We start from the raw sequence: 12,362 nt of genomic DNA on the forward strand, positions 1-12,362 counted from the left end.
CGCGTCATGACCGCTTTCGCCCCGGATCTCGAGACGGCGACAGAGCTGTGCGCGCGCGGGCAGACCGCCCTTCTGACCGCGACGCGCGTGGATGATCTGGAAACGCCCGTTTCCGCCTATCTCAAACTGGCGTCGCACAACACCAACACCTTCCTGCTGGAAAGCGTCGAGGGCGGCGCTTTCCGGGGGCGGTACTCCGCCATCGGGCTTGATCCGGACCTCATCTGGCGTTGCCGGGGCGATGTGGCCGAGATCGCCACCGCGCCCGCCCCCGGCGTTGCGCCGGGCGCATTCGAGCCCAGCGCAGACAAGCCCTTGCAATCGCTGCGCAAACTGATTGACGAGAGCCGCCTCACCCTGCCCTCCGGCCTGCCGCCGATCGCGGCGGGTCTCTTTGGCTATCTCGGCTATGACACGATCCGTCAGGTCGAGCGTCTGCCCAACCATGCCGGACCGGATCCGCTGGACCTGCCTGAGGGACAGCTGCTGCGTCCGCGCGTCATGGTGGTGTTTGACGCCCTGCGTCAGGAAATCCTTGTCGCCGCGCCAGTGCGTCCCAAGCCGGGCATGGAAGCCGAACTGCAGGTCGATGCTGCGCGCCGCAGGATCGAAGCGGTCTTCGCACGACTGGACGCGCCGGCGCCGATCGCGGGTTCCGCCGCGCCCTGGACGCTGGAAGAGCCCGTCAGCAATATGGAGCCGGCGCAATACCGTCAGAATGTCGAGACGGCGAAGGACTACATCCGCGCAGGCGACATTTTCCAGGTCGTGCCCAGCCAGCGCTTCTCCGCGCCCTACACGGCGACGCCGCTGTCACTCTACCGGTCCCTGCGGCGCACCAACCCCTCGCCTTTCCTCTACTTCTTCAACCTGCCCGGCTTCGCCATTGTCGGCTCGAGCCCGGAAATCCTGGTGCGGCTGCGCGGCGACACCGTCACCGTCCGCCCCATTGCAGGCACGCGTCCACGCGGCAATTCGGAAGAAGCCGATCAGGCCCATGAGGCCGATCTGCGCGCCGATCCCAAGGAACGCGCCGAGCACCTGATGCTGCTCGATCTCGGGCGCAATGATGTGGGCCGGGTCGCCAAGGCGGGCACGGTCCGAGTGACGGAGCGCGAGATCATCGAGCGCTACAGCCATGTCATGCACATTGTCTCCAATGTGGAAGGCGAGCTTGGCGAGGGCGAAGACGCCATTTCCGCCCTGATGGCCGGTTTCCCGGCAGGCACGGTGTCGGGCGCCCCCAAGGTGCGCGCCATGGAGATCATCGACGAGCTCGAACCCCATCGCCGCGGCATCTATGCGGGCGCTGTGGGTTATTTCGGCGCCAATGGGGATATGGACATGGCCATCGCCTTGCGCACCGCCATCGTCAAGGACGGGCGCATGCATGTTCAGGCTGGCGCAGGGGTCGTGCTCGATTCCGATCCAGAGTCCGAGCATCAGGAAACGGTCAACAAGGCCCGCGCCCTGTTCCGGGCCGCATCCGAAGCCTGGCGTTTCGTCTAGCTCTCGATTTCGGAAGACGCGGTCGCGCTCAGCGCCTGGACGGTCACGAGCTCCACACCGACCGCCTCGGCGCGACGCGTCAGGTCGGCGAGCACGGCCAGGGTCTGCGGCCTTGGATGGCCAATGGCGATCGCCTGACCGTTCTGAAGCGCGAGAGCGAGTGCAAGATTGAGCTGGGCGCTGACCGAGGCTTCATCAGGCGCATGATCCAGAAACACATCCCGCGTCAGCGCGTTGAGGCCCGCAGCCCGGGCAGAGCGCGCCGCCTGCGAGCGGGGATGGGTCAGGGAATCCACAAAGATCAGCTGTGAGGGAAATGCCCCCGCTGTGAACAAAGCGTCCATGGCGCGGCGGTCCGATGTCAGACGGCTGCCCATATGGTTGTTGAAGCCTGTCGCTCCCGGCACGCGCGAGAAGGCCCAGCGTATGCGAGAGGACATTTCGTCCGCACTCTGGAATTCCGTCAGCGCGTACGGACCCGGATCCTCCACGCCAACCGGCTCCATGGGCAGATGCACGAAGACTTCACGCCCCGCATCCGCCGCTCGGCGGGCGATCACGGGCGCGGCCTCCGCATAGGGCAGGATCGAGAGGGTCAGCGGTGCGTCCAGCGCCAGCAATTGCTCAGCCGCCGCCACATCCAGCCCCACATCATCCATGATGATCGCCAGTTGCGGACGACGCGGGGTCAGCATCGGCGCTGCGACAGGGGTCGGAGACTCGATGACCGGGATGGGTTCTTCCCCGCGAAGCGAAACCTCCGCTTCAATCCGCTGCGTCGCCTCGACACGGATAACGCCGGGCCAGAATGCCGATCCGGTTTCAGACGCCACGCCGATCTCGGACGCGACCGCTTCAGGCTCACCTGACTGCGCGCCCAGATTATAGGCGAGCGCTGCGACCAGCATGAAGCCAGCGGCCAGAGCCGAACCCAGGTGCGGCGCATATGAAGCAGTTCGCATCATCAAAGCGTATTTACAGCGAGTCGCGGTTGGCGGCGCGCACGGGCTTGCTTAAGTTCCACAGCTCATTTCACCGATGCGCGAGCCGCCCATGCTGTTGATCATCGACAATTATGACAGCTTCACCTTCAACCTGGTCCACTATGTCCAGGAGCTGGGGGCGCCGACGCGCGTCATCCGCAATGACGCCATGAGCGCCGCCGAAGCGCTGGCGCTTGATCCCAAGGGCATTCTGATCAGCCCCGGCCCGTGTGATCCGGATCGGGCGGGCATCTGTCTGGACCTGATCAAGACGGCCCCGAAAGACCTGCCGATCTTCGGCGTCTGCCTGGGGTTCCAGTCCATTGGTCAGGTGTTTGGCGGCAAGGTGGTTCAAGCCAAGGCCATCATGCATGGCAAGACCAGCCCGATCGAACATGACGGCACCGGCGTGTTCGAGGGCCTGCCCTCGCCCTATAACGCCACGCGCTATCATTCGCTCGCCGTTGATCTGCCCGACGGCACCGAGCTTGTCGCCAACGCCCATACAGCCGATGGCGAGATCATGGGACTGATGCACAAGACCCGTCCCATTCATGGCGTGCAGTTCCACCCCGAATCCATCGCCTCTGAACACGGCCATGCCCTGATCGGCAATTTCCTGCGTCTGGCGGGTATGGCGTCGGAGCAGGCGGCATGAGCCGCATGCGTCCCGCCATTCACGCCCTCGCTCAGGGACAGGAGCCGGAGGCGCCTGCGCTTGAGGCTGCGTTTGACGCCCTGATGGAAGGTCAGGCTGATCCGGTCGAGATTGGCGGCTTCCTGCTGGCGCTGACCGCGCTTGGAGAAAGCCCGCAAGCCCTGATGATCGGCGCAAAGGCGATGCGCGCTCGCATGACGCCCGTAAAGGCGCCCGCAACCGCCATAGACACCTGCGGCACGGGCGGGGATGCGCGGGGCACGTGGAACATCTCGACCGCCGCCGCTCTGGTCGCTGCGGGCGCAGGCGCGGTTGTCGCCAAGCATGGCAACAAGGCCGCCTCCTCCAAATCCGGCTCCGCTGAAGTGCTCGAAAGTCTGGGCGTGAACCTGTTCGCCAGCCCGGCGCAGGTGGAAGCGGCCTTGTCTGAAGCCCGGGTGGGCTTTCTCTTCGCGCAGGCCCATCACGGCGCGGTGCGCCATGTGGGGCCGGCGCGCAAGATCCTGGGCGTGCGCACGATCTTCAACCTGCTCGGTCCGCTCTCCAATCCGGCGGGTGCAAAACGTCAGCTGCTGGGCGTGTTTGATCGCAAATGGCTGGTTCCCATGGCTGAAGCCCTGCGGGGGCTCGGCGCGGAAGCGGCCATGATCGTGCACGGCGAGGACGGGCTGGATGAGATCACCACCACGGGCGTCAGCCATGTGGCAGAGCTCTTCCCCGATGGCGCCATCCGCGAATACGAGACCATACCCGAAGACGCCGGTCTGCCCCGCGCAGGTCTTGAAGATCTCAAGGGGGGTGAGCCTGAAGAGAACGCCCAGGCGATCCGCGATCTGCTCAAGGGCGCAAAAGGCCCCTATCGCGATATCGTGCTTCTGAACGCTGCGGCGGCGCTGAAACTCGCGGGGCTCGCCGATGATCTGAAATCCGGCGCGGCGCTCGCCGCCAGCGCTATTGATGAGGGCCGCGCGCAATCCGCTCTCGACGCGCTTGTTCGCGCCAGCAACGCCTGACCCAGCCTGAAGAGTCTCCCATGAGCGATGTCCTCACCCGTATCGAAGCCTACAAGCGCGCCGATGTCGCCGAGCGCAAAGCCCGCCTCTCTTATGAAGCGGTGTGCGAGCGGGCGCAGGACGCCAGCCCAGTCCGCGGCTTCAAGGCGGCGCTGGAACGCGATGCGAACGCGAACGGTCTGGGCCTGATCGCGGAAGTGAAGAAAGCCAGCCCCTCGAAAGGCCTGATCCGGGCGGACTTCAATCCGCCGGTACTCGCCAAGGCCTATGAGGACGGCGGCGCAAGCTGCCTGTCCGTGCTGACCGACGCGCCGAGCTTTCAGGGCCATGACGATTATCTCATCGCCGCCCGCGCGGCGGTCGACCTGCCCGTCCTGCGCAAGGACTTTCTCTATGATCGGTGGCAAGTGGCCGAATCACGGGCGCTGGGTGCGGACTGCATTCTGGTGATTCTCGCGAGCGTGGATGATTCCCTCGCCGCGGACCTGATCGAGGAAGCGTTCAAATGGGGCATGGATGCCCTCGTCGAGGTGCACGACGCGGACGAAATGAAGCGCGCCCTCGCCCTGCCGAGCCCGCTCGTGGGGGTGAACAACCGCAATCTTCGCACCTTTGAAACCAGCCTGGAAACCTTTGAAACCCTTGCTCCCATTGTGGGCGATGATCGCGTTCTGGTGGCCGAAAGCGGCATTTTCATCCGTGACGACGCGGTGCGTTTGCAGGAGGCTGGCGCCAAGGCTCTGCTGGTGGGCGAAAGCCTGATGCGGCAGGAGGATGTGACGTTGGCGACGCGCACCCTCATGGGGCGCGCCTGACGCTGGGCCTTCACTTGACGTTAAGATGGAACATGCATAGAACACTTCTAGAGTTTCTATTTTGTTCCAAGAGGCGATCATGCTGACCAAAAAGCAGCACGAGCTTTTGCTCTACATCAACAAGCGTCTGTCCGAAGACGGCGTATCGCCTTCCTTTGATGAAATGAAGGAGGCGCTGAACCTCGCCTCCAAATCCGGCGTTCACCGTCTGGTCTCGGCGCTCGAGGAACGCGGCTTCATCCGCCGCCTCGCTCATCGCGCCCGCGCGCTGGAAGTGCTCAAGCTGCCCCAGGGCGGGTCCGGCAATTCGCCCGCCCCCTTGAAGACCAACGTCGTCAGCGCGGACTTCGGATCCAGCGCCTCTGACGAGCGCAGCCATGGCGTGGAAGTGCCGGTTCTCGGCCGGATCGCTGCGGGCGTGCCCATCGAGGCGATCCAGCATGAAACCGATCGCCTGCCCGTTCCCGCCGAGATGATTTCGGGCGGCGAGCACTTCGCGCTGGAAGTGCACGGCGATTCCATGATCGAGGCCGGAATCCTGGATGGCGACCTTGTGATCATCAAGCGCGGCGACACCGCCAATACCGGCGACATCGTGGTCGCCCTCGTCCATGACGAGGAAGCCACATTGAAGAAGCTGCGCAAGAAGGGCGGCTCGATTGCGCTCGAAGCGGCGAACCCCGCCTATGAGACCCGTATCTTCGGCCCGAACGAGGTGAAGGTTCAGGGGCGTCTCGTGGGCCTCATCCGCCGCTATCACTAGGCGCGCTGATCGAGCGAGGATAGTCTGGCGCACCCTTTTGAGGACGCCAGACTCATGACCGACGCCGCACCGCTCAGCCTTGACCTCTACTGGTCCTTCCGAAGCCCCTACAGCTATATCGCCGCGCAACGACTTCTTGAGCTGCGGGAGCGGTACGCCTTCACGGTGGATGTCCGCATCGTTCGTCCGTTGGCCGTCAGGAGTCCGCACTTCTTTGAAGAGCGCGATCCGCGGTGGATCCATTATGTCCTCATCGACGTGGCGCGCGAGGCGGAGCGTCTGGGGCTGCCCATCTCTGCGCCCTCACCCGATCCCATTGTTCAGGATCTCGCGACCCTGAAGATCGCGGCCGATCAGCCGCGTATCGCCTATCTCAATCGTCTGGGCGTTCTCGCCGCTGAAGCCGGCGATGGGCTCGCCTATATCGCCGCCGCCAGCCGCCGGATCTGGGGCGGAACCAGCGCCGGGTTCAACACCCCCTGGACCGATGACGGCGCCCTGGATGACGCCGCCAGCACGGCCGGACTGGATGCGGACTGGCTCAATGCCGAATCCGATGCGCAGTCTGACCGCATCGACAGGCAGATCATCGAGAATGAAGCCAACCAGGACGCCGCCGGCCATTGGGGCGTGCCTTTGATGGTCTTTGAGGGCGAACCCTTCTTTGGCCAGGACCGGGTTGACGCCCTGCTCTGGCGCATGGAGCAACGCGGCCTGCAAGCGCTCTAGCGATCAGGTTTCAGAACCTCTCCCCCACAAGCGTTCCCGCCGCATCGCCTGAGCGCTGCGCATGCGCACGACCTGCCCGTCCTGAACCCAGAACTCCATTCCGCCCAATTCGGCGCGGGCGGCGTCATCCAGCACCAGCGCCCGGCATCTTCGCTTGCGCCACGCGGAGACCTCGCCGTCAAACACGATCAGATCCGCGTAGGCACAATCCGACTCCAGTGATTCCGCAGATCCTGTGACAGCCAGCAGCAATCCCTCGGCCGTTCGACCGGTACAGCCCAGAGTGTCACAGCGGAGCGCCGCGCGTTCGGGTGTGCTGCTGACGCCTGCGCGCTGCAGGAAGACGCGCGCATCAAAGCGACCGCGCCTTCGGTCCGAGACCGCGAACTCCTCGCCCCCGCCTTCAAAACGCGCCAGCACCACGCCGCCATCGGTGATCATCATCTGGGGCGGGGTCTGGACCATGAACAGGCCGATCGCGATCGCAATCAGCGCGCCTCCGGTCACCCGCATCCATCCGAGCCCGATCACCAGACACGCAAAGCCCAGCCCGTAGAGCGCCACCAGCGCCGGGTCCGCAGCGTTCGCCCCCACCACGGCGCCGTCCAGAGATGACGCCCAGTAGGCGATGTCGAGCACCCGCCTCAGCCCCTGATCCATGAGCCAGAGAAAGGGCCGCTCCAGTCCCAGAGGCGAGAAGACAAGCGCCGCGCCGCCAGCGGGCATGACCCAGAAGGTGAAAACCGGCATGGCCAGCAGATTGGCGATGAGCCCATAGGCGGCCATGCGCTGGAAATGGAAAACGGCGAACGCGCCTGTCGCCGCCCCGGCAATGAGGGAGGTGGCGCTGAGCCCGGCGAGCGCATCCTTCACCTTGCCGATAAGCGAAGTCGAGAAGCCGCCTTCGGGCCGCCAGCGCTTATAGGCGTCAAAGCTAGCGATCAGGGCCGCCACAGCCGAGAAGCTCATCTGGAAGCCCGGCTCGATAACGCTTTCTGGCGCGATGAGCAGGATCAGAATCGCCGCCAGCGCCAGTGAGCGCATGGAGAAGGCCTGACGGTCAAACAGGACGCCCATCAACACCACGAACGCCATGATGTAGGCGCGCTGCGTAGAGACCGCGGCGCCCGAGATGACCAGATAGAGGCTCGCCGCGATCAGCGCGCCAAGGGCGGCGGGTTTTCGCGGGTCATGGGCGCGCGCCCAAGGCTCCCACATAGCAAACCCCAGACGGATCAACCAATAGGCTCCGCCCGCGAACAGCGCCATGTGAAGGCCGGAGATCGCGAGAATATGGCCGAGCCCTGACAGGCGCAGCGCTTCGGCGTCCTCGCGGCTGACCCGGGCGCGCTCGCCAGTCAGCAATGCGGCGGCGACTGCACCGGTGCGCGGGTCTGTGCGGGACTGCAAGTGCTCGGACAAGCGCCACCGGAAACGCGCCAGGATCAGGCCAGGAGGCGCAGACGCCCCGATCACGGCGCGCTCCAGATCTGAAATCGCGTAGCCCGTCAAACCGATCTGATCGAACCAGGCCGCACGCGCCGGATCATAGCCGCCCGCCGCCACAGGTGCAGACGGCCGTGCGAGCCGGGCGCGCACCTGAATCGCGTCGCCAGGCTCGAAACCGTCCAGTCCGGCGCGGATGCGGACCCTGTAAGGCGGCGTATCGGCATGTCCCAGCGTATGAACCCGGATCACAAGACGCGCACGACCCTCCATTCGCTCAACCCGCTCGATCCAGCCTGTGATCTGAGCGCTGCGCTCGGACTGAAAGGCCTCAAGGTTCGGCGCCCCCAAGGCGTGGGCCCTCTCGCGCGCCAAAGCGAAACCGGCAGTCAGGCCCAACATCAGCACCATCGCATAAAGGGTGACTGCGTCCCGGCGCGCGCCCCATAGCGCCGCCGCCGACAGGCTCAGGCCCAGTCCGGCATGAACAGGCGCCAATCCAGGCTCGGAGGGCCAGGAGAAATAGGCGGCCGCTCCAATCGCCAGCGCGACCGGAGCCCACAGGATCAGACGATAGGGATCAGGTGAAGTGAGCGCCAATGGCCCGCCCAGTCCAGCCGCTACGGCTCGACGCAAGGCCGGGAATTCCCCCAGGAGTGGAAACTTTAGCGATTTCACACCTTCATCATGGCGTGAACATCAGGCGGAGGCTATGACGGAGACGGTTTGGCGTGCTAAAGAGCACCTCCCTTCGCACTGCAGCATGAATTCGCAATTGCAAGACACCATGAAAATCATCACGCGTTTCGCGCCCTCACCGACCGGCTATCTGCATATCGGCGGCGCGCGTACGGCGCTGTTCAACGCCCTGTTCGCCCAGGCGAATGGCGGCGAATTCAAGCTTCGTATCGAGGATACCGACCGCGCGCGTTCGACCGACGAGACCGTTCAGGCGATTCTAGACGGGCTGAGCTGGCTGGGTCTGAAATGGGATGGCGAGGCGGTCTCGCAATTCGCCCGCGCCGACCGTCACCGTGACGTCGTGGACGCCCTGATCGAAAAAGGCGCCGCCTTTCGCTGCTATTGCACCCCGGAAGAAACCGAGGCCCTGCGCGAACAGGCCTTCGCCGAGGGCCGCGCCCTGCGCTCGCCCTGGCGGGATCGCGACGCCTCTGAAGCGCCCGCCGATACGCCTTTCGTCGTCCGCTTCCGCGCCGCCGATACCGACACCGTGATCGAGGATGCGGTTCAGGGTCAGGTGCGCTGGGGCGCCAAGGAGTTTGACGATCTCGTACTGCTGCGCGGTGACGGCAACCCGACCTATAATCTCGCCGTGGTCGTCGATGACCACGATATGGGCGTCACCCACATCATCCGCGGCGATGATCACCTGACCAATGCGGGTCGTCAGACCCAGATCTATCAGGCGATGGGATGGGAGATTCCGGTCTTTGCCCACATCCCGCTGATCCATGGGCCCGATGGCAAGAAGCTGTCCAAGCGCCATGGCGCACTGGGCGTCGAAGCCTATCGCGATATGGGCTATCTGCCCGAAGGCCTGCGCAATTATCTGCTGCGGCTGGGCTGGTCCAAGGGCGATCAGGAATATTTCACCGACGCCGAGATGGCCGCGGCCTTCGACCTCAAGGGTCTGGGCAAGGCCCCGGCGCGGCTCGATTTTGACAAGATGTCGAGCGTGAACGCCTGGCATATGAAACGCGCCGAGGATGCGCGTCTGACGGATCTGCTCTGGGACCGCCTTCAAGGCCGCGACGATCTGCGTCTTGATGATCAGGCGAAAGTCTGGGTTTCTTCAGCGATGAAAGTGCTGAAAGAACGCGCGGCGACCCTCGCAGAGCTGGAGGATCAAACCTATTTCCTTATTCGTCCGCGCCCGATCGAACTGACGGGCAAGTCCGCCAAGGCGATCAATGATGACGCCCGGGCGCGGCTGTCGCGTCTTGCGGACGTGCTAAGGGATACGCCGGACTGGACCGAGGCGGCTTTGGGCGATGTGCTTAACGCTTTCGCAGAGGCTGAGGAGGTTGGCTTCGGCAAGGTGGGTCAACCGCTTCGAGCGGCCCTCACCGGCGGCGCGCCAGCGCCGGACATGAGTTTCGTACTGGCTGTTCTGGGACGCGATGAGGTTCTGGATCGGCTCAATGACGTGATGGACTAGGCCGCGCCCCTATTCAGGCCGCGTCCGTCATGACCCACACAAAAGGGGTTGGAGATATGGAAAACAAGATTCAACCGAAAGGTTCCGCGCAACTGTCGATTAATGGCGAGACCTATGACCTGCCTGTGTATGGCGGCTCGCTGGGTCCGGACGTGATCGACATCCGCGCGCTGTACAAGAATGCGGGCGTTTTCACCTTTGACCCCGGCTTCACCTCCACCGCGTCATGCGAAAGCCAGATCACCTATATCGATGGCGATGAAGGCACGCTTCTGTATCGCGGTTATCCGATCGATCAGCTGGCCGACAACGCCAGCTTCATCGAAGTGGCCTATCTGCTGCAAAACGGTGAGCTGCCGAACGCCAAGGAACTCGAAGAGTTTGACTGGACGATCCGCCGCCACACCATGCTGCATGACCAGTTCGACCAGTTCTTCCGCGGCTTCCGCCGTGACGCCCACCCGATGGCGATCATGGTCGGAACGGTTGGCGCGCTGTCGGCCTTCTATCATGACTCCACGGACGTCAATGACCCGCAGGCCCGCCTGATCGCGTCCCACCGCATGATCGCCAAGATGCCGACCATCGCGGCGCGCGCCTACAAATACCACATCGGCCAGCCCTTCGTGGCGCCGCAGAACGATCTCGACTATGCGTCGAACTTCCTGCAGATGTGCTTTGCTGTCCCGGCGGAAAAATACGAGGTGTCCCCGACCCTCGCCCGCGCCATGGACAAGATCTTCACCCTGCACGCCGACCACGAACAGAACGCGTCGACCTCGACCGTGCGTCTGGCCGGCTCTTCGGGCGCCAATCCGTTCGCCTGCATCGCAGCCGGCATCGCCTCGCTGTGGGGCCCGGCCCATGGCGGCGCGAACGAAGCGGCTCTGAACATGCTGCGTGAGATCGGCTCGGTGGACAATATCCCCGAATATGTCGCGAAAGCCAAAGACAAGAACGATCCGTTCCGTCTGATGGGCTTTGGTCACCGCGTGTACAAGAACTATGACCCGCGCGCCAAGGTGATGCGCGAGACCTGCCACGCCGTGCTTGACGAGCTGGGCGTGCGCAATGATCCGCTGCTGGCTGTCGCCATGGAGCTGGAGAAGATCGCGCTTGAGGACGAGTACTTCGTCGAGAAGAAGCTCTATCCGAACATCGACTTCTATTCGGGCATCACCCTGAAGGCGATGGGCTTCCCGACCGAGATGTTCACCGTGCTGTTCGCCCTGGCCCGCACCGTCGGCTGGATCGCGCAATGGTCGGAAATGATCGAGGATCCGAGCCAGAAGATCGGTCGTCCGCGTCAGGCCTTCACCGGCGCGACGCAGCGCGATTTCGTGGCGATCGACAAGCGCTAGACGCTTCTCAAGCCCGAACCAAAAAGAACCGGCGAAGCAAGTGCTTCGCCGGTTTTCTTTTGTCTGAACATCAGCTTTGCAGGGGGCCGAAACCCTGTCGGGAAAACAGAGCGTCCAGCCCCACGCCCAGCGTTTCTGACAGCCTCAACGCCACTTCGATGGTGGGATTGAACTGACCCCGCTCGATCGCCCCGATCGTTTGGGGATGGACTTGCACCCGTGTGGCGAGCTCCTGTCGGGAAAGACCGCGATCCACGCGATAGGTCTTCACACGGTTCTGGAAATTCACAGGCTCAGCCATCACTGTCCTCGTCCTCCAGACCGTCAAAGTCAAAGTCGGACGGGCGCAAGGCCCAGGCCAGGATCAGTTGCGGCCCGGCGATAACGAGCGAGACGCCGACAACCCCCACGGACAGGACGTAAGCGGCCGGCAGCGGGCTCACACCCACGGCCGTGATCAGCACGAGCACGATGAGGGCCAGCTTCAAGCCCCGTCGCGTGGCCATGCTCACCAAAGCCTGCTGACGTTCGTCATGGGGTTCACCGGGCAAGGAAAAGGCCGGGCGGCTCGCCAGAAACAGGTTGCGATCAAGCCGCATCGCGAGAAACACGAAGACGAACAATAGCGGCGACAGGGTGGTGACAGAGGTCGTCAGGCCCTCACCCTCTGTCAGCACTCCGGCGACGCCGTCGAGCACCACGCCAAGCGCAAGCGCGATCACCCCCATCAACACCATGATGCAAATGACCAGCGTCCGGCGCTTGGACACTGACGCCCAGTTCTTCGCCTTTTGCGGATCATCATCCGCATCAGCGATATGAAAGGCGTGCAAGGGACCGCGTACTGACATGACTTCCTCCTTAATACAAAGCATAACGTAGCATATATGCTACGTTATGCAATGC

General features: G+C 63.9%; 12 protein-coding genes. 8 read left to right on the forward strand and 4 right to left on the reverse strand.

Features of this window, described 5'->3' with window-relative positions; genetic code table 11:
• Nucleotides 1-6 precede the first annotated feature (6 nt).
• A complete protein-coding gene (gene trpE / locus B2Z70_RS06050; RefSeq protein ID WP_292981994.1) occupies nt 7-1,509 on the forward strand; it encodes an anthranilate synthase component I in 1,503 nt (500 codons plus the stop codon).
• Here trpE and B2Z70_RS06055 read toward each other — a convergent pair.
• Nucleotides 1,506-2,474, reverse strand: coding sequence for a divergent polysaccharide deacetylase family protein (locus B2Z70_RS06055; RefSeq protein WP_009800934.1), 969 nt, complete (start codon nt 2,472-2,474; stop codon nt 1,506-1,508). The two genes, trpE and B2Z70_RS06055, sit on opposite strands and share 4 nt — an antisense overlap.
• Nucleotides 2,475-2,562: 88 nt before the next feature.
• On the opposite strand from B2Z70_RS06055, the gene B2Z70_RS06060 reads away from it, so the two are divergent.
• The 5 genes from B2Z70_RS06060 to B2Z70_RS06080 all read left to right on the forward strand — a co-directional run bounded on the left by B2Z70_RS06060 (nt 2,563) and on the right by B2Z70_RS06080 (nt 6,470).
• Nucleotides 2,563-3,150, forward strand: coding sequence for an anthranilate synthase component II (locus B2Z70_RS06060; RefSeq protein ID WP_040612974.1), 588 nt, complete (start codon nt 2,563-2,565; stop codon nt 3,148-3,150).
• On the forward strand, nt 3,147-4,163 hold the full coding sequence (trpD, locus tag B2Z70_RS06065) for an anthranilate phosphoribosyltransferase (RefSeq protein ID WP_292981995.1): 1,017 nt from the start codon (nt 3,147-3,149) through the stop codon (nt 4,161-4,163). The genes B2Z70_RS06060 and trpD overlap by 4 nt, the downstream gene beginning before the upstream one ends.
• Before the next feature lie 20 nt (nt 4,164-4,183).
• Nucleotides 4,184-4,978 carry an indole-3-glycerol phosphate synthase TrpC gene (trpC, locus tag B2Z70_RS06070; RefSeq protein ID WP_292981996.1) on the forward strand — a complete coding sequence of 265 codons (795 nt, stop codon included), beginning with the start codon at nt 4,184-4,186 and terminating at the stop codon, nt 4,976-4,978.
• Between the two features lie 79 nt (nt 4,979-5,057).
• Complete coding sequence (lexA, locus tag B2Z70_RS06075; protein WP_292981997.1) at nt 5,058-5,741, forward strand: transcriptional repressor LexA; 684 nt, start codon at nt 5,058-5,060, stop codon at nt 5,739-5,741.
• A 54-nt stretch (nt 5,742-5,795) separates the two neighbouring features.
• Nucleotides 5,796-6,470, forward strand: a complete 675-nt coding sequence (locus B2Z70_RS06080) for a 2-hydroxychromene-2-carboxylate isomerase (RefSeq protein ID WP_292981998.1) — start codon at nt 5,796-5,798, stop codon at nt 6,468-6,470.
• A gap of 3 nt (nt 6,471-6,473) precedes the next feature.
• Here the strand turns inward: B2Z70_RS06080 and B2Z70_RS06085 are convergent, their stop codons facing one another.
• Nucleotides 6,474-8,516, reverse strand: a complete 2,043-nt coding sequence (locus tag B2Z70_RS06085) for a ComEC/Rec2 family competence protein (protein WP_292981999.1) — start codon at nt 8,514-8,516, stop codon at nt 6,474-6,476.
• A 163-nt stretch (nt 8,517-8,679) separates the two neighbouring features.
• On the opposite strand from B2Z70_RS06085, the gene gltX reads away from it, so the two are divergent.
• Nucleotides 8,680-10,095, forward strand: coding sequence for a glutamate--tRNA ligase (gene gltX, locus B2Z70_RS06090; protein ID WP_414690862.1), 1,416 nt, complete (start codon nt 8,680-8,682; stop codon nt 10,093-10,095).
• 56 nt (nt 10,096-10,151) lie between these two features.
• Entirely contained in the window at nt 10,152-11,456 is a 1,305-nt protein-coding gene (gltA, locus tag B2Z70_RS06095) for a citrate synthase (RefSeq protein WP_009800942.1), read from the forward strand.
• Between the two features lie 70 nt (nt 11,457-11,526).
• On the opposite strand, the gene B2Z70_RS06100 is transcribed toward gltA, so the two are convergent.
• Together B2Z70_RS06100 and B2Z70_RS06105 are read right to left on the reverse strand one after the other, a co-directional pair.
• Nucleotides 11,527-11,757 (reverse strand): helix-turn-helix transcriptional regulator, encoded by a 231-nt coding sequence (locus B2Z70_RS06100; protein WP_292982001.1) that lies wholly within the window; start codon nt 11,755-11,757, stop codon nt 11,527-11,529.
• Complete coding sequence (locus B2Z70_RS06105) at nt 11,750-12,307, reverse strand: hypothetical protein (protein ID WP_292982002.1); 558 nt, start codon at nt 12,305-12,307, stop codon at nt 11,750-11,752. Before B2Z70_RS06105 ends, B2Z70_RS06100 begins: the two co-directional genes overlap by 8 nt.
• Between the last annotated feature and the right edge of the window lie 55 nt (nt 12,308-12,362).

It is taken from the genome of Oceanicaulis sp. UBA6590 (assembly GCF_002433705.1).
Classification (GTDB): Bacteria; Pseudomonadota; Alphaproteobacteria; order Caulobacterales; family Maricaulaceae; genus Oceanicaulis.